A 17,973-nucleotide genomic window follows, 5' to 3' on the forward strand; every position below is an offset into this window, starting at 1 on the left:
GAGCGAAATGGATATGATTGAACGCATTCGTGAATTACTCAAGCTTGTTTATGACCCCGAACTAGGGATTAGTATTGTCGATTTAGGCTTGGTCTATGATATTCAATATGAGGCCAACAAAGTGTATGTCAAAATGACGTTAACGACTCCTGGATGTCCGATGCACGACATGATTACAGGGGGTGTTGACTTCATATTGAAGGATCGCCTTGAGATTACCGATGTAGAGGTCGATGTTGTATGGGAGCCAAAGTGGTCGCCAGATATGATTTCTGATGAAGGCAAGCAAGTGTTGAATTACTTTTAATTTTAAAAAGGAAGTGTGAATCAATGATTGAGCTAATTGCAACAGCTGAATCAGTAGAGCAAGGGAAGTTACTAATCGGCATAGGTGTCGATACGTTGTACATAGGAGAAGATGAATTCGGTTTGCGTTTACCGGGTTCTTTTTCACGTGATGAAATTGAGGAAATAACCTCTTTTGCCCATCAACATCATAAGCGGGTATGTGTTGCGGTGAATGCTTTAATGCATAATGATCGGATTGAGAAAATCGTTCCGTATTTAACATTTTTGCAGTCGATTGGTGTGGACGCCATCACGGTTGGTGATCCGGGAGTTATTCATCTCATGAAAAAGCATTCCATAGAGCTTCCTTTCATCTATGATGCCCAAACGATGGTGACAAGTGCAAGGCAAGTGAATTTTTGGGCGAAGCGTGGGGCGATAGGTGCTGTTCTAGCAAGAGAGCTACCTTATGCAGAGTTACAAGCGATTCGGCAGCAAGTAACTGTACCTGTTGAAGTGCTCGTTTATGGAGCAACGTGTATTCAGCAGTCGAAACGCCCATTAGTAGAAAACTATTTCAATTTTACGAATCAGGATAATGTAAAGCAGCCGCTTTTTATTTCTGAACCTAAAAAAGAGGAAACGCATTACTCCATTTATGAGGATTGTAACGGCACACATATTTTTGCAACGAATGATGTGAATTTATTGCCACAGTTAGATAAATTGGTTGCGGCGGGTTTAACGCAGTGGAAGCTGGATGGTATTTTTACAAAAGGACAATCATTTGTGGATATTGCCGGTTTGTTTGTAGAAGCGAGACGGACATTTTTGGAGAGATGTTGGACGGAGGGTGTGCAGGAGCAGTTGAATAGTCGGTTACTTGCATTACATCCAGCGGAAAGATCAGTAGATGAGGGATTCTTTTTGAAGGATCCGAGCGATGTCAAATAAGGAGGCGGCAAATGGTGGGCGTTACGACGAAGAGAGTAATTACTAAAAAGCCAGAAGTGTTAGCACCAGCTGGTACACTTGAAAAACTGAAAACCGCTATCCGTTACGGGGCAGACGCTGTCTATATCGGTGGCAATGCCTATGGTTTGAGAAGTCGAGCAGGGAATTTTACATATGATGAGATGCGAGAAGGTGTTGCATTCGCTAAAGCGGCTAATGCAAAAGTATATGTAGCCGCAAATATGGTGGTACATGAAGGCGATGTTGAAGGAGCGGGAGAGTTTTTTCGAGAGCTCCGTGATGTCGGTATACGGGCAGTCATTGTATCTGATCCATCTTTAATAGAAATCTGTGCTACAGAAGCGCCCGGATTACCGATTCATTTATCAACCCAAGCTTCGGCGACAAATTATGAAACGTTGAATTTTTGGCAGTCGGAGGGCTTGGAGCGCGTTGTCTTGGCAAGGGAAGTTGAGATAGATGAAATTCGAGAAATACGTCAAAAAACAGATGTTGAAATTGAGGTCTTTATCCATGGGGCCATGTGTATTTCTTATTCAGGTCGTTGTACGCTGTCGAATCATATGTCAGAGCGTGATGCCAATCGTGGAGGATGTACGCAGTCCTGCCGTTGGAAATATGGCTTATTCGATATGGGACAATCTGGTGAACGCCAGTCACTGCTCGGTGGTGAGACGCTTGAGGAATTTTCAATGAGTGCAGTAGATATGTCCATGATTCGTCATATTCCTGACTTGGTGGAAAGTGGGATAGATAGTTTTAAAATTGAAGGGCGCATGAAGTCGATTCACTATGTATCGACAGTATCGAATGTTTATCGTCGGGCAATTGATGCTTATTGTGATGATCCCGATAACTATGAGTTTAAACAAGAGTGGGAAGATGAACTATGGAAAGTTGCGCAGCGGGAATTGGCGACTGGTTTTTATTATGGGACACCGACGGAGCATGAGCAATTATTCGGTAAGCCGCGTAAAATTCAGGCATATAGTTTCATTGGACAAGTATTGGCTTATGATGAAGAAACTCAAATTGCGACGATACAGCAGCGAAATCATTTTGGACTTGGAGATGCTGTGGAATTTTACGGTCCCGGATTTACACACGCTTACCAAACGATAGATGTCTTATGGAATGAGCATGATGTGCCGATTGAACGTGCGCCAAGTGCTATGATGATTGTGAAAACAAAAGTAACCGTTCCTGTTAAACCATTTGATATGATTCGCAAGAAAAAGTGAATGGGTTATATATCCTCTATGCCATTATGCATAGGGGATTTTTCCCGTTATAAATAGAGAAAATGAGGTTTGCAGGACTTTGTATTTATGCTAAACTATAATTATAGAATGATTAGAATAGTCGGAAATACATAACGCTTGGGGTGTCGGTGATGAGAAAACTAGGAAAAAGGAAAGTGAGTTGGTTAGCGGGTCTGGTTAGTGCTTGTTTACTGCTATTAGTTGGTTTTAATGAGCATCCGCCCAAGCAGGTCGAAATGACAGGAATGATTAGTGTTGCACATCGTGGAGCTTCTAGCTACGCACCTGAGAATACGCAGGCTGCTTTCCGTAAAGGATTGGAGTTAGGAGCAGATTTTTTGGAGTGTGATGTCCATCTATCAAAAGATGGGGAGTTAATTATTATGCACGATGATAAAGTAGATCGAACGACGAATGGCAAGGGCTTCGTCAAGGATTATACTTTGGATGAATTGAAGCAACTCGACGTGGGAACAGCATTTGGAGCTACATTTAGTGGTGAAAAGATTATGACACTAGATGAATTACTTGATGAGTTTTATGGTGAAATTGGTTTACTAATTGAAATTAAGAAGTCTAATTTATATCCGGGTATTGAGGAAAAAGTGGTTGCGTTATTAAAGAAGCACGGAGATGTAAGCGGTATCATTGTGCAATCCTTTGATATTGAATCGATGAGGAAAATACATAGCTTGCTTCCTGAATTGCAAATTGCTGTTTTGATGAAGCCCTCTACACTATTACCTTCTGCTAAAAGATTGGAAGATTTAACGTCATTTGCGACTTATATTAACTTCGATGTCTCATATATTAATAAGCGGATGGTAGATCGTATACATGCGTATGGTGGGAAAGTGTTAGTATGGTCGAAGAGAGATCAGCAGCTGATTTCTAAAGCATTCCAATATGGAGTAGATGGCATTATTACGGATTTTTCTCGATGGCCAGTTGAAGAGCCTACCTTTATGGTAAGGCAATAATTCATTGCGCCTTCGCGTTATCTGTAACATCCGAGGAGAATTAAATAATTATATAGAAAAGAAGTATTCCATGTGATTGATGGAATACTTCTTTTGGGTTGGTCATTCAACTAGTATGAAAATATGCGTAATTGATATCCTTAATCGTTGACCTGTCAAAAAATTATCAATATAAACCCTCCGAGAATAGCGGCTGGCATAATTCCGCACCACTTGTCCCTCAGTTACTGCATAGTTTTTGTTTGAAGTAGAGGAATACCTTGTATTCGTAGGGACAATTACCTGCGAATACAAGGTATAATTGACAGTGCTCATTCATTCACGTAAATTTAAGGGTGGTAGAGTTGACCTTCCCCGCTATTTAACAGGGGGTTAGGCTATGTGTACTTAATTTATCGTCACGTAAATTTACATAAACAGTTACTTTCTAATATGAGGAGGAAAAAGATGATGGGAAAAGCAGAGTTTTTGCCGGTTATCCTTGGATCTGATGATAATGCATACGGGATGGCAAGGGCCTTTCATGAACAATATGGCATCACGAGTATCGTCGTCACAAAAGGACATATTTTACCGACGATGCATAGTAAGATTATAGAAAAGAAAATTTATGAGAATTTAGATGACCCCGAAATATTTGTCCAAAGTATGCTGGACCTTCATCAAGAATTAAAAAATCGTGCGGACAAGCTACTTGTTGTGGTGAGTAATGAGAATTATGCAGAACTTGCGATTCGCAGTCGAGCAGTGCTCGAACCCTTTTATGTTCTACCATTTATAAGTGAAGAGCTGATGGATCAGGTCGTCTATAAAGAACGCTTCTATGAAATGTGTGAAGAGCATGGACTCGATTACCCAGATACAGTTATTTTCAATAAAGGAATGGATCCTGAGATGGATCTACCATTCGGTTTTCCAGTCGTTGTGAAACCATCAGATAGCATGACGTATTTCAATGCGCAATTCGAAGGAAAAAAGAAAGCATATGTGTTGCACGATAAGGCGGCATTTACGGAGGCCATTCGTAATATTTACTCATCAAGCTATACGGATTCACTTATTATTCAAGATTATATCCCTGGAAACGATACGGTCATGCGTGTGCTGAATGCCTATGTTGACCAGAATGGAAAAGTGCGCATGATGTGTCTCGGACGAGTTGTCCTTGAGGACTATACGCCAATATTGATCGGGAACTATGTTGGGATTATTGGGGAAGAAAATGCAGAAATCTATGCACAATATAAAAAGTTCCTTGAAGCAATTAATTTCCGTGGCTATGCCAACATCGACTTGAAATATGATCGACGTGATGGCAAATATAAAATTTTCGAATTGAATATTAGACAAGGTAGAAGTAGTTATTTTGTAACGACGAACGGCTATAATATGGCCAAATACCTCGTCGAGGATCGGGTTAAGAATAGTGACTTACCGATTGAGTATGGCTCGAATAGCCGACTATGGCATGGGGTACCAAAGGATCTTCTTATCAAATATACGATGGATGAAGAACTGAAGGCTCAAGTTATTGACCGTTTTGCCAAAGGTGAGGCAGCACGCACGCTGTATTATCCCGCGGATCTTAGCTTTATTCGAAAGTTTAAGTTGAATTCATTTTACAAAGATTACTACAAACGTTTTGAGAAGCATTTCAAATTAAAGGACTAAGCATAGTAAATAGTTAAGTGATCGAAAAGGTTTGTAATTGGAGGTAAAGATAATGGCTTTGCTCGATAAATTAAATACAGCAGATGTGAGAAGGTACGATGAGTTCGTCCGTAGTTCTCCCTACGGCTCTATGATGCAAGACCGGTTATGGGCTGAGGTGAAGGATGATTGGGGAAATGAGCACGTCTATCTTGAACAGGATGGGGAAATTATCGCCGCGATGTCCATTCTTATAAAACGATTGCCAGGTGGTTTTTCCATGTTATATGCAACGAGAGGACCGGTTTGTGACATCACGGATTTGACACTTGTTCAGCGGCTTTTGAAGGAAGCGGATAGCGTAGCGAAGAAGCATAAAGCAATCATGCTAAAATTTGATCCTGAGGCTGCATACTCGGACGAGCTATATGATTTATATAAAAACGCAGGCTTTCAACTAACATCAAAAGATGATGATCAGGAAAAACTCATTCAACCCCGAAAGAATATGATTCTCTTTTTGGACGATCATGATGAAGAAACAATCATGACTAAGTTTTCGAAAAAAGGGCGTAGTACCATTAGAGGTGCTATTAAAAAAGGCGTCCAAGTCCGTTATTCCCGTAGCGATGAAGATATTGAACTGTTTTATGAAACGTATCGAGCGATGTCAGAGCGCAATAATATTACAACACGCTCAGTGGAGTATTTTAAAAAAATCCGTGATAAGTATGAAGAGGCGCGAATTTATATCGCCTATCATGAGGACGATATTTTAGCGGGTGCGCTGACGATAAATTATCATGGGAAAATGTATTATTTGTATGCGGGTAGCACAAATGTTAAACGAAATATGAACCCTAACCACATTATGAATTATGAAATGATAAAATGGGGTATTGAAGTAGGTGCAACTCAATACGATTTCGGCGGTTTTTTCGAAGTGTCAGATGGGTTGTATATTTTCAAGAAAAGCTTTTGTGATAAAGACGGTGCAACCGAGTATATCGGGGAGCTCGATAAAGTATATAAACCATTCATGTATAACGTTTTAGAAAAAGTCATTCCAATGGTCAAACGTTTGCGTAAGAAACCGAGTCAGGGGTGACTGGACAATGAAATCTACGAGTGAAGGTATTGACAAGCATATGGAAAAGAAAACGTTAGGAATTATCGGTGGTGTGGGTCCGCTTGCTACGATGTTAGTGGGAGAAATGATTGTTAGGCTAACTGAGGCGAAAAGAGACCAGGACCATGTCGACATGATTATTACAAATAACCCTAATATTCCTGATCGCACCGCTTTCATTTTAGGCGAAAGTGAAGAAGATCCAGTGCCGGTTATTTTAGCAGACGCGAAGCGACTAGCCGTTGCAGGTGCTGACATCCTCGCCATCCCATGCAATACAGCGCACTCATTTTTTGGACAGATTGAGGAAGGTACGGTTCTTCCGCTGATCGATATGATAGGGGAGACTGCCGCTAGGGCTGCACAAGGCGGGGCGAAGCGCATTGGTATTCTTGGGACAACTGGGACGATTACAACGGGTGTCTATCAGTCAGCATGCGAGCGTTACGGGATGACGCCTATCGTACCCGATGCGCACATACAGTCAGTGGTCATGTCCCTCATTTATGATGATGTGAAGGCTGGGAAACCAGCTGATCATGAGAAGTGGGCGATTATTAAAGGTGCGATGGCAGAAGCAGGTTGCGATAAAATCATTCTTGGTTGCACGGAATTATCGGTTGTTCGACAGGAGTTAGGGCTAGGGGAGGAATGCATTGATTCATTGCTAATCCTTGCAGAGACTGCGATTGAAAGATGTGGCCATACCGTTAAAAAGTAATAAAGGTCTGAAGGTAAAACGCTTGATGATTATGATACACTAAGAAGACTAGAGTGAAGGTGGGGATAAGCATGTCCTTCTTGGAAAATATAGATGCTACATTCAAGAAAAAATGGAAGTTCGAACACGAAATGCCGATTCAAACAAAACTGATTCCAGAAATACTGGCAGGTAAAGATATCGTCGCGGAATCACCGACAGGCTCTGGGAAGACATTGGCTTTCGTCTTGCCCATTTTGCAATTAGTCGATGGTCATAAAAAACAGACTCAGGCATTGATTATGACGCCATCACAAGAGTTGTCGATGCAAATTGTCAACGTCATTAGAGAATGGGTTGAAGGAACACCGATTACTGTGACTCAGCTCATTGGTGGTGCCAATATGCAACGCCAAATTGAGCATTTGAAGAAAAAACCAACAATCGTTGTTGGAACGCCTGGTCGGTTAGCAGAGCTTGTGAAAGTGAAGAAATTGAAAATGCATGATATACGTCATATTGTGTTGGATGAAGGAGATCAACTTCTATCTCGTGATCACCGTGTAATTGTAAAAAATATGATTGACGCAGCGAATCCAGACAGGCAAGTAATTGCCGTTTCTGCAACGATTACAGAAGAAATCGAAGTGGTTGCTAGTAAGTTTATGAATGACCCCATTCACATTCAAGTCAGTGCTGAGGAAATGCCGAAATCAGGTAAAGTGGTCCACTCATTTGCTAAGACGGATGTGCGAGACAAGACGGATGTTTTACGGGGGATTTCACATTTAAAAGGAATTCGAGCCCTAGCTTTTATTAATAATGTAGACCAGCTTCGGATGAAAGAAATGAAGCTCAAGTATAATGAGGCCCCGATTGCGGTACTGCATTCAGAAATGAAGAAATTTGAGCGACAGCAAACGTTGGAAAACTTCCGAAAAGGGGAGTTGCGTGTGCTAATCGCAACGGATCTTGCGGCACGCGGGTTGGATATCGAAGGTTTGACGCATGTTATCCATGTAGACGTGCCCCATACGATTGAACAATACTTACATCGGTCAGGGCGAACAGGACGTGCAGGAGAAGACGGAGAAGTGCTAACGCTGTTGTCCTATGCAGAGGAGCGCGATTACCGTAAGCTAACAAAAGGCATTAAAACGGTCCAAAAGGTTTGGTATAAAGGTCAACTGACAGAAGGTAACTCGAAAACAGTTGGAAATAATAAGAAGAAATAATAAAAAGGGCTACTTTTTGAATCGACACGGATTCAAAGGGTAGCCCTTTCTGCGGATTAAATTTTAGTCAAAATAATTGGTTCACCTTTAGTAACGATAATCGTATGCTCGATTTGTGCAACGAGTGAATGATCAGGTGTAACGAATGTCCAGCCATCTCCTGATTCAATAATATGCTCAGCTTTTTGTGAGATGAAGGGCTCAACTGCCAGTACCATTCCATCTTTCAAAAGCGTTTTGTCGGAAGGGTCATAGTAATTCAAAATATGCTGTGGTTCTTCATGTAATGATTTACCAATGCCGTGACCCGTTAAGTTTTTAATAACGGCTAGCCCGTGATTTTTTGCCTCACGTTCGACCGCTTTACCGATTCGGTTCAAACTGGAACCCGCCTTCACATACGTCATCGCAAGCTCAAAGGCACTTGCGGCAACATCACAAAGCTGTTGTTTTTTATCATCAGGTGTTCCAACAACAAAAGAAATACCTGTATCAGCGAAAAAGCCGCCATAAGAGCCCGAAACGTCGATATTGACAAGATCTCCGTCCTGAATAATGCGTGCACCTGGAATGCCATGCGCCACTTCATTGTTGACACTGATGCATGTATAGCCAGGAAAATCATATTGGTCAATGGGTGCGGAAATTGCTCCTTTTTCTTCGAAGAGACGTCCAGCGAGCTCGTCAATTTCTTTTGTTGTTTTACCCGGGACAGTTGCCTCTTTTAACGCTTCGCGAATTTCAGCAACAATCTTGCCGATTTTTTTTAGTGCTTCAATATCTTGTTCAGTTTTTGCAATCATTTTGCACAAATCCTTTCTGCCGTTCGGTTTTCTATAACATACTATATCATATTATAACGCAGAAAAAAGCCTGCAAACTTGAAAGAGATTGCAGGCATGTGAATTATTTTTTTGAAGTGGTTGGATTAGAAGTTTTCTTGTTTGCCATTATTTTTCGTACAATTGGATAGGCAATGGGTGCTATTTTAATGGCTGTCTTAATTAATTTTCCGATATTCAAATGTATTCTCTCCTAAGAAAAGTATTTTGTATCCCATTCCCGCGTTTCAAGTACGATAAACCTTATTTTAACACCTTAATGCCTTGGATAATATTCCATATGACGATGATGACAAATAGAAGTCCATAAATCAGCATGAAAATAAACGGGGTTAATTGCCAAAAACTGAAGTTGAAGTTGTTGCCAGAAATCCCGCTTATTTGACTTGTTAAAGAAAACATAGAGAAAGAAAAAATAACAAATCCTGCAATGAGTAATATGGTCGGGACGAGATGGGAGACAAGTGAACGTTTTGCATGAAACTTAATTTCTCGGTTATCTGACATGAAATAAATGATGACGGGCAACAGTAAAGGAGCAAAAAAAACGCTGAAATAGCATAAGGAAGCTAATAGTTTATTGTTTTGCAAGAGTATCCCTCCGTTATATGTTAACTATATATGTTATTTGTGATACTTGTTAATTATCTTGCTTAAAGAACCTCCATCTTATACAATGAATGATGTAATTGAATAACTTGAACCACAAGGGGTGCCTTTCTGGGCTGAGATTGGACAATTTGTCCTGACCCTTCGAACCTGTAAGATTATTCTTGCGTAGGGATGTGGATGGCAACCATCATTTTGTGATGTCCCATTCTATCCGGGATGTCTTTTTTTATGCCCGGAATCCTACACAAACTAGTAGGAGGAGGAAGTCATTTGGATCGTAAGCGTCTGCAATTTTTACTCGAAGTAGCTATTTTGGGGGCTATATCATTTGTACTGGATCAGATTGGTTTTAAAATAATGCCGCAAGGTGGATCGGTTACACTGTCGATGTTACCGATTATCGTCATGGCATTTCGTTGGGGGATTCTTGGTGGTGTATTGACAGGATTTGTTACTGGTGTTTTGCAAATTGCAACGGGTGCCTATGTTCTTAACCCGATTCAGGCAGCACTCGATTATTTTGTAGCCTATGCACTCGTTGGTGTAGCGGCAGTTACCCTCGGTTGGCTGTTAAGTGGCAAAGCGAAAGGTAATAATGGAACGATGATCAAGGCAATCGTTGTAGGTACGGTGATTGGCGGACTTCTTCGATACCTTGCTCATTTCATCGGAGGAATCGTGTTCTTTGCGTCATTCGCACCTGAAGGACAGCCAGTTTGGCTTTATTCGCTCATATATAATGCAAGTTATATGATTCCTTCCATCATTTTATCAGCATTTGTAGCCTCATTATTATTTATGAAAGCACCGCGTTTGCTAAAGCGTACATGAAAAAACGCCGTTCTTCCCAAAGGAGGAGCGGCGTTTTTTCTATTTAACGGAAGTAAGTTGTTTTCTTTTGAAAAAAATCACGACAGCAATTGCCGCAGTTAAAAAAAGTGCTGCTGCCGAGACGAATAATTCATCTACACCGTTTTTCACTGCAATACCTATAAATGCCCATATAAATACACTACTTAGGGCTATATCCGCATGGTGGTATAGAAAATGGAGAGCAATGGCCGTAGCGAAGGTCAAATAAATGACTGTCCATAACGGATCACTGAGTCCCCACCCTGACCATTCATGTAGCGTTAGGACATAACTGATATTAGCAATGGTCGCAATGAAAATCCAACCAAGGTTAATGGCAATCGGAATTCTACCAAACAATTGGTTGTTTTTTTTAGGGTAAGTGAAATATAGGGCTAGCAATGTAACGAGTAACAAAGTCATGAAAACAATGGTCCAATTAAAGAAACCATAATGCCAAAGCAGAAGCCAGACAATATTAAGCAGACAGCTAATTGTAAATAGGATAGCTCGCCCGCTCTGTAGTGATTGGCTGGAAGTAGCATTATTGCGTTTAAAGCCGTAGAGCCAAAATGCTAGTAGCGTATAAATAATAGCCGACAATGCGAAGACATATCCGGCAGGCATGAAAAGCACTGGTAATCTGCTTGCGATGACCACTGTTGTACTGCCGTTAAAAGGTATACTATTTGCTGCTACATTGACAAGGATGATGGCAATGAGCGAAAGGGTCATAATCATAATTCTATACATATTCAAATCCTCCTATTGAATAGTATACATAGGAAAGGTAGAACCTGCGAAGGAAAGTGTGAAGTTTCCGTCACAAATTAACTTCAATCAGTGGGAGCTCTCCGAATTCCCAGTAGTGTAATTGAATAATTTCGCCTTCCTTCGTTTCATGTTATACTATAAGAAGCTTTTTTACGAAAATTTAGAACAGCAGAAGGGTGAATGGGTAGTGATTTTGCTTGAAGGTAAAACGTGCTATTTACGAATATTAACAGAGGATGACGCAAAGCTCTTCACTGAATTACTAAGTGCAAATAAAGACTATTGGTCTGTTTTTGAACCTCGTCATGAAGCGAGTTATTTTACGGTCGCTACTCAAAAAGAGAAAATCAGAGAGTCGATTTATCAAATGCGAGATAGAAGAGAATATAACTTCGGTATATTTGATTCGGATACGAGTAGACTTGTTGGACATATCTCCCTTTATAGTATTAAAAGACTGCCTTTTTCAAGTGGCTTCGTAGGCTATTCGATGGATGAGAGAGAGACAGGACGAGGGCTTGGTACAGAAGCGGTTAGTCTCGTTACTAATTTTGCATTTGAGAAGCTGGCCTTGCATCGAGTGGAGGCATTTGTTTCACCGCGTAATATCGGATCTATGAAGGTATTGGAAAAAGCGGGCTATTTGCAAGAGGGTCTCATGCAGAAATTGCTATACATAAATGGTGTTTGGGAAGATCATTATATGTATGCAATAATTGAAGATGATTTTTGAAGGGGTAAGAATATTTTGCGGAAATGGGCAATGAAAATCAAGGGCTGGTATCTGTAAAAGATATCAGCTCTTGTCATGTCTAGGTATGCTATTTCTACTTTTGTATATTTCCCGGGAAATAAGTCGACTAATTCTGTACGGCGAAAGCGTAGCCATCGACAATTATATCAAGTTTACCTGTATCAGGATGAGCAACAAGCCCATGGATAGGCACTGTTTTATCCATCAAGGGGTGATTTCGAACGATATCGACACTCATTCTGACGCTTTCTGTCACATCACTAAAGCCGTGAAGCCAATCTTTCATGTCTACGCCCGAATATTGTAGTGTTTTAAAAAGACTACGATCAATTCCGCGGTCAACCATCTTATCAATAATACTACTTGTTTCTATGGAGCTCATCCCACAATCATGATGCCCAACAATGAATACCTCGTCTGCTTGCAAATCGTAGATTGCTAAGAGCAAACTCCTCATAATTCCACCAAAGGGATGATTAACAATCGCACCGGCACTTTTAATAATTTTGGCATCACCATTTTTTAAGTTCATCGCTTTAGGTAATAATTCGGTTAAGCGAGTATCCATACAAGTTAAAATAACAATATGCTTGTCTGGGAATTTAGTTGTCGCATATTCTTCATATTTTTTTTCAATGACGAATGTTTCATTAAACTCAAGAATCGTAGAAAGAATAGTCATAGCAACCTCCAATGGTTTTAGTTTAGTTTTATATTACAGAATAAGATGTAAAAAGAAAAGAGCTGCCTATTTGGCAACTCTTAAAATTTTGTTTCAGGTTTTGGATCAATTATTTCTGAATCGGTAGCGATGAAAGCTGTTTGGAGACTTCTCATTATAAATAATGCGGAAATACCAAGACAGACCATGAAACCGATAACTGTTGTGAACATTAAGCCCATGTATAAGACCCCTCTCTGCAATGATAGTTAGCCTCAACTGTCATTATACAGTATAAGAGCCTGTATTTTAAGTAGTAAATCAAAATAGATCATGAATTAATTGTGAAGTTTTTTAGAATGCCCAATTACCTGAACGGAATACTGGTTCTGTAGATCCATCATCGAACACGCCATCAATATCCATTTCTTCTGAGCCGACCATGAAGTCAACATGTGTAATACTTTGGTTTAGTCCGTGTTGAATCAGCTCTTCACGGGACATTTTTTTACCGCCCTCAATACAAAATGCGTAGGCACTTCCGAGCGCAAAGTGGTTGGATGCATTTTCGTCGAACAGTGTATTGTAGAACAGTAGTTCAGATTGAGAGATAGGAGAAGCATGTGGGACGAGCGCAACTTCACCTAAATGCTTCGCACCCTCATCCGTATCAATTAGGCGTTTCAATACTTCTTCGCCTTGCTCAGCAGTTACATCTGTGACACGTCCATTTTCAAATGTGATTTTAAAGTTATCAATAATATTACCGCCGTAGCTTAATGGTTTTGTACTGGAAACATAGCCATTGACACCCGTTTTCAACGGTACAGTAAAGACTTCCTCTGTAGGCATATTCGCCATAAAAGTATGTCCTTTTTCGTTGACGCTACCTGCACCACACCATAAGTGGCCTTCAGGTAATTCCACTGTTAAATCGGTGCCTGGTGCTGTGTAATGCAATTTACGGAAGCGTTTATTATTTAAGTAATCCACTTTTGCATGTAAGTTGTTGTCGTGCTCAACCCATGCTTGGACGGGATTGTCTTGGTCAGCGCGTACAGCTTTGAAAATAGCGTTCCATAATGCATCCACTTGTTCAGCTGCTGGAAGATTCGGGAATACTTTGGCAGCCCATGCCTCCGAGGGTGATGCAATTACTGTCCAGCTAATTTTGTCAGACTGGACATATTGACGGTACTTATCGAGGGCTTGCCCAGCCGCTTTTTGGAAATCCGCGATGCGTGAAGCTTCAATCCCTTTTAAAAGATCGGGACTTTGAGAAACGATGCTCATGAATGCTGCACCTTTTTCTGCAAGCTGCTCGCGTTCCATCACTTTCCACTCAGGAAATTCAGCAAAAGAATCGGCAGGTGCTTGTTCATAACGTAAACGGGAAACAACGTCATCAGCCCAGTCTACAAATACTTGACGTGCTCCTGCTTCATATGCTTTTTTAGTAATAACTCGAACGAATTCTGTTGCTTCGGTTGAAGCACTGATATAAAGGTATTGGTTTGGCTGAATATTGACCCCTACATTCACTGCGAGTTCAGCATAGCGAGACAATTGTTGTTCAAAAGTTGACATGTGAAATTACTCCCTTCCTTATCACTTCTAATAATACCAATATACCCGATGTGCCTGCAACGTCGAAATTATTTGACGGGTTGTGACACTTTCCTAAGTAAAGTTAAATTTCCTAGATTTATTCTGTCGGTCTCTCTAAAGAAATTAAGAAAGATGCCGAAATAAGAAGAAGAATGGAATTTTTGGAGGTTCAACAATATGGATTTATCGACGGTTTTTGGGCTTATACTTGGGTTTGTCGCACTATTTGTGGGGATGACGCTAAAGGGTGTTACACCGGATAACTTGCTGAACGTAGCAGCTATTCTCATTATCATTTTCGGGACAATCGCAGCAGTTGTTATTGCATTCCCGATGAATGAGATTAAGCGCGTACCAAAACTTTTTGGCATCATCTTTAAGGAGAAAAAACTGGCGTCTGATTCTGATATTATTCGCATGTTTTCTAGCTGGGCTGATGTTGCACGACGTGAAGGGCTGTTATCACTTGAGGCCAAAACAGATGATATCCAAGATCCATTTTTGAAAAATGGCCTAGGTTTGGCTATTGATGGACAAAATGCTGATTATATTCGTGATGTCCTAAGCGAAGAAGTGGATGCCATGGAAGATCGTCATGCGGCTGGTGCTCTTATTTTCTCACAGGCGGGTACCTATGCACCAACACTTGGAGTTCTAGGGGCGGTAGTAGGACTGATCGCAGCGTTGAAAAACCTAAATGATATTGATGTGTTAGGAACAGCTATTTCTGCGGCATTTGTCGCCACATTGCTTGGTATTTTTACTGGATACGTTCTGTGGCATCCGTTTGCTAATAAGTTAAAGCGGAAATCGGCTGAAGAGGTCCGTCAAAAAATGATGATGATTGAAGGTATTCTCTCTGTGCTTGAGGGGGAAGCACCACGTGTCATTGAGCAGAAACTATCGTCCTATCTATCTGTTGAAGAGCGACGCAAATTAGCTGCTAAAAATGAAGAGAGCAAGAAGGAGGCGAACCAGTTTGCCGAAGAGACGTAAGAAGAAAAAAGAAGCTCATCATGTTGATGAATCATGGCTTTTGCCATATGCCGACCTTCTGACTCTTCTTTTCGCGCTTTTCGTCGTACTATTTGCATCAAGTACAATAGACGAATCGAAATTCAATCAGATTTCATCGGTTTTTAATCAAATATTCGATGGCGGACACGGTATGATGGAAAACGCAGCACCTACGCCTGTTCCCGTACCAAAAGAATCTATGGGAGCAAATACAGAAAACTCCTCTTATTTAGAAGACCAAAGATCACTAGGTGAAATTCAGGAAAGCCTGGACGAGTATATCGCAGTGAACGAGTTGGAAAATCAATTTGAAACGAGGCTTACGGAAGAGGGGCTGCTTATCACGATTAGAGATAGTATTCTTTTTAGTCCGGGTAAGGCGACAATCCGAGAAGAATACAAATCGATTGCTGGAGATCTTACCGAATTACTTATCTTTGACCCACCACGCCAAATTATTGTTGGTGGACATACTGATAATGTTCCGATGTATAATGCTGAATTTCAATCAAACTGGGAACTAAGTGCAATACGTGCTGTGAACTTCTTGGAAATACTTGTTGATAATGAAGAAATCGATCCCCTGCTTTTTAGCACGAAGGCATATGGTGACAATCTACCAATCGCTTCGAATGATACAGCAGAGGGACGCGCTAAAAATCGTAGAGTAGAAGTACTCATTCAGCCACTTGTATTAAAAGATGGTTCGGCATTTGAATAATCATGTATGAAAAAAAGATTCACCTGTAGGAGTCCCTACGGTGAATCTTTTTTTGTAATCATTGAATACTATTGTCTCATTGCACCGAGTTCTGCAACGATAGCTTGCATCTCGTTCGGTGTTACTGTTTCACGCTTCATAACCATTTCGTACATATAGTGTAAATCCTCATATTGAGATGTACTGAAATTCTCCGCTTTCATTGCATCTACGTTCACCATACGAAGCTTTTCTTTAATTTGTTCAATCATATACATGACGTTTTCTGGTGTTGGTTGTGATAAATCCATGACTGTTGCCCACCTTTCATTTGCTTGGCATTAATCATTTCATTAATCTAACGTAGTGTCAACTGAAAGTTAAGCTACTCTTTTAGCTTCTTTCTTTGCTGCTTCCTCTTCTTTCATCTTTACATGGAAGCGTTTTGTTTCATAAACAATAATACCAGACAAGCCTAGAAGGCCGATTAAGTTTGGTATGGCCATCAACCCGTTCATGACGTCAGCGAATGTCCATACGATGTCAAGTGTTGCAGTCGCTCCTACGAAGATAAATAACACAAATGCAACTCGGTAAAGGATTACGAATTTTTGATTCGGCACTAGGTATTGGAAACATTTCTCGCCGTAATAGCTCCAACCTAAAATTGTGGAAGAGGCAAAGAAAATCAGGCCGATTGCCACGATGAATGGCCCAGCGTCTCCTAGGAAAGTACCGAATGCAGCAGCAGTCAGATCACCTGCCGAGATAGAGGTATCTTTCCACTGGCCAGACATAACAATCGTTACACCGGTAATTGAACAAATAATAAGTGTATCGAACAATACCTGTGTCATAGAAATAAGTGCCTGCCTACCAGGTAGATCTGTTTTTGCGGCAGCTGCAGCGATTGGTGCAGACCCAAGACCTGCCTCATTGGAGAAGAGACCACGGGCAACCCCAAAGCGTATAACTGTACCAATAGCCCCACCAGCAAGTGCTTGTCCACTAAATGCGTCTGAGAAAATCAGTCCGAACGCAGCAGGAACAAGGTCGAAATTTAGGATAACGACAATCGCACCTGCGATAAAGTAGAAAAGAGCCATAATTGGAACGAAAAATGCTGTCACTTTTCCGATTGATTTAATACCACCAAGGATAACGAGTGCTCCGAAAATGAGGAGTCCGATACCCGTAGCCCAGTGAGGGACATCGAAAGTAAGTTTCATGACATCGGCAACAGCTTTTGCTTGTGTCCCGTTACCAATACCGAATGCAGCAATCGCGCCGAAAAGAGCGAAAAGTACACCCAGCCATTTTTGTTTCAATCCATGCTCGAGATAATACATCGGTCCGCCAGCCATTTGACCTTGAGAGTCCTTCACACGATATTTTACTGCTAGAATGGCTTCCCCATATTTCGTTGCCATCCCGAAGAATCCGGCTAGCCACATCCAGAAGACTGCTCCTGGTCCCCCCATGACTACGGCAGTCGCAACCCCAACGATATTCCCGACCCCAACCGTTGCAGCCATGGCTGTCATAAGTGCTTGGAATTGTGAAATATCTCCGTCTGCTTTTTTATCATGATTTTTTGAAAAAACTTGTTTTAATGAATACGGTAATAATCGAACTTGAATAAAAGCAAGTCTAGCTGTTAAGAAAATTCCTGTTCCAACGAGTAGGATAAGAAGTGGTGGTCCCCAAATAATTCCACCAATCTTATCTAAAAAACTTTGTAATGCATCCATTCTTTTACCCCCTTTGTGATATGAGAAGCATTTTCTACTGCAACAACCTAGTTATTTTTTGAATAAACACACCCTTTCAGTAAGTTAATTTGTAGAGACCTCTATTGTTAATATTCCGAAAGTTCGCGACATTCGTCAAGTCTTTTTTTATAAAATCTCTAAATTGTTTGTTTTTCATTGTCG

At 40.9% G+C, this 17,973-nt stretch carries 19 protein-coding genes and 1 riboswitch; of the genes, 12 read left to right on the top strand and 7 right to left on the bottom strand.

Annotated features, from left to right (window positions below; all coding sequences use genetic code 11):
• The first annotated feature begins 7 nt into the window (after positions 1–7).
• The 8 genes from R2B77_RS13030 to R2B77_RS13065 all read left to right on the top strand — a co-directional run bounded on the left by R2B77_RS13030 (position 8) and on the right by R2B77_RS13065 (position 8,219).
• Positions 8–307 carry a metal-sulfur cluster assembly factor gene (locus R2B77_RS13030; RefSeq protein ID WP_203248589.1) on the top strand — a complete coding sequence of 100 codons (300 nt, stop codon included), beginning with the start codon at positions 8–10 and terminating at the stop codon, positions 305–307.
• 23 nt (positions 308–330) lie between these two features.
• Positions 331–1,242 carry a peptidase U32 family protein gene (locus R2B77_RS13035; protein WP_203248590.1) on the top strand — a complete coding sequence of 304 codons (912 nt, stop codon included), beginning with the start codon at positions 331–333 and terminating at the stop codon, positions 1,240–1,242.
• An 11-nt stretch (positions 1,243–1,253) separates the two neighbouring features.
• On the top strand, positions 1,254–2,504 hold the full coding sequence (locus R2B77_RS13040) for a peptidase U32 family protein (RefSeq protein WP_203248591.1): 1,251 nt from the start codon (positions 1,254–1,256) through the stop codon (positions 2,502–2,504).
• A 152-nt stretch (positions 2,505–2,656) separates the two neighbouring features.
• The gene (locus R2B77_RS13045) at positions 2,657–3,505 is read left to right on the top strand and encodes a glycerophosphodiester phosphodiesterase (protein ID WP_203248592.1); all 849 of its coding nucleotides are present in this window, start codon (positions 2,657–2,659) and stop codon (positions 3,503–3,505) included.
• 447 nt (positions 3,506–3,952) lie between these two features.
• Positions 3,953–5,176: a carboxylate--amine ligase gene (locus tag R2B77_RS13050; RefSeq protein ID WP_322555719.1), complete on the top strand. Its 1,224-nt coding sequence runs from the start codon at positions 3,953–3,955 to the stop codon at positions 5,174–5,176.
• 52 nt (positions 5,177–5,228) lie between these two features.
• Complete coding sequence (locus R2B77_RS13055; RefSeq protein WP_203248594.1) at positions 5,229–6,263, top strand: lipid II:glycine glycyltransferase FemX; 1,035 nt, start codon at positions 5,229–5,231, stop codon at positions 6,261–6,263.
• A gap of 7 nt (positions 6,264–6,270) precedes the next feature.
• The gene (locus R2B77_RS13060; RefSeq protein WP_203248595.1) at positions 6,271–7,005 is read left to right on the top strand and encodes a cysteate racemase; all 735 of its coding nucleotides are present in this window, start codon (positions 6,271–6,273) and stop codon (positions 7,003–7,005) included.
• Positions 7,006–7,076: 71 nt separating this feature from the next.
• Positions 7,077–8,219, top strand: a complete 1,143-nt coding sequence (locus tag R2B77_RS13065) for a DEAD/DEAH box helicase (RefSeq protein WP_203248596.1) — start codon at positions 7,077–7,079, stop codon at positions 8,217–8,219.
• Positions 8,220–8,275: 56 nt separating this feature from the next.
• Here the strand turns inward: R2B77_RS13065 and map are convergent, their stop codons facing one another.
• Both map and R2B77_RS13080 read right to left on the bottom strand, forming a co-directional pair.
• A complete protein-coding gene (gene map / locus R2B77_RS13070; RefSeq protein ID WP_203248597.1) occupies positions 8,276–9,022 on the bottom strand; it encodes a type I methionyl aminopeptidase in 747 nt (248 codons plus the stop codon).
• Positions 9,023–9,304: 282 nt separating this feature from the next.
• On the bottom strand, positions 9,305–9,652 hold the full coding sequence (locus R2B77_RS13080) for a DUF4870 domain-containing protein (RefSeq protein ID WP_203248598.1): 348 nt from the start codon (positions 9,650–9,652) through the stop codon (positions 9,305–9,307).
• Positions 9,653–9,759: 107 nt separating this feature from the next.
• Positions 9,760–9,862: riboswitch (TPP riboswitch) on the top strand.
• An 81-nt stretch (positions 9,863–9,943) separates the two neighbouring features.
• Here R2B77_RS13080 and thiT point away from each other — a divergent pair.
• Positions 9,944–10,504: an energy-coupled thiamine transporter ThiT gene (gene thiT / locus R2B77_RS13085; RefSeq protein ID WP_203248599.1), complete on the top strand. Its 561-nt coding sequence runs from the start codon at positions 9,944–9,946 to the stop codon at positions 10,502–10,504.
• Positions 10,505–10,543: 39 nt separating this feature from the next.
• Here the strand turns inward: thiT and R2B77_RS13090 are convergent, their stop codons facing one another.
• Positions 10,544–11,278 (bottom strand): hypothetical protein, encoded by a 735-nt coding sequence (locus tag R2B77_RS13090; protein ID WP_203248600.1) that lies wholly within the window; start codon positions 11,276–11,278, stop codon positions 10,544–10,546.
• A gap of 208 nt (positions 11,279–11,486) precedes the next feature.
• On the opposite strand from R2B77_RS13090, the gene R2B77_RS13095 reads away from it, so the two are divergent.
• Positions 11,487–12,032 (top strand): GNAT family N-acetyltransferase, encoded by a 546-nt coding sequence (locus tag R2B77_RS13095; protein WP_203248601.1) that lies wholly within the window; start codon positions 11,487–11,489, stop codon positions 12,030–12,032.
• 127 nt (positions 12,033–12,159) lie between these two features.
• Here R2B77_RS13095 and R2B77_RS13100 read toward each other — a convergent pair whose 3' ends face one another.
• Both R2B77_RS13100 and R2B77_RS13105 read right to left on the bottom strand, forming a co-directional pair.
• Positions 12,160–12,735 carry a beta-class carbonic anhydrase gene (locus R2B77_RS13100; RefSeq protein ID WP_203248602.1) on the bottom strand — a complete coding sequence of 192 codons (576 nt, stop codon included), beginning with the start codon at positions 12,733–12,735 and terminating at the stop codon, positions 12,160–12,162.
• Between the two features lie 333 nt (positions 12,736–13,068).
• Positions 13,069–14,301, bottom strand: a complete 1,233-nt coding sequence (locus R2B77_RS13105; RefSeq protein WP_203248603.1) for an aminopeptidase — start codon at positions 14,299–14,301, stop codon at positions 13,069–13,071.
• Positions 14,302–14,499: 198 nt separating this feature from the next.
• Here R2B77_RS13105 and motA point away from each other — a divergent pair, with 198 nt between their 5' ends.
• On the top strand, positions 14,500–15,318 hold the full coding sequence (gene motA, locus R2B77_RS13110) for a flagellar motor stator protein MotA (RefSeq protein WP_203248604.1): 819 nt from the start codon (positions 14,500–14,502) through the stop codon (positions 15,316–15,318).
• Positions 15,302–16,060, top strand: a complete 759-nt coding sequence (gene motB, locus R2B77_RS13115) for a flagellar motor protein MotB (RefSeq protein ID WP_203248605.1) — start codon at positions 15,302–15,304, stop codon at positions 16,058–16,060. Before motA ends, motB begins: the two co-directional genes overlap by 17 nt.
• 68 nt (positions 16,061–16,128) lie before the next feature.
• On the opposite strand, the gene R2B77_RS13120 is transcribed toward motB, so the two are convergent.
• Together R2B77_RS13120 and R2B77_RS13125 are read right to left on the bottom strand one after the other, a co-directional pair.
• A complete protein-coding gene (locus R2B77_RS13120; RefSeq protein ID WP_203248606.1) occupies positions 16,129–16,350 on the bottom strand; it encodes a DUF1128 family protein in 222 nt (73 codons plus the stop codon).
• A 69-nt stretch (positions 16,351–16,419) separates the two neighbouring features.
• A complete protein-coding gene (locus R2B77_RS13125) occupies positions 16,420–17,790 on the bottom strand; it encodes an alanine/glycine:cation symporter family protein (protein ID WP_203248607.1) in 1,371 nt (456 codons plus the stop codon).
• Positions 17,791–17,973: the final 183 nt, after the last annotated feature.

Origin of the sequence: Sporosarcina beigongshangi (assembly GCF_033485195.1) — a bacterium.
In the GTDB taxonomy this organism is placed as follows: Bacteria; Bacillota; Bacilli; order Bacillales_A; family Planococcaceae; genus Sporosarcina; species Sporosarcina beigongshangi.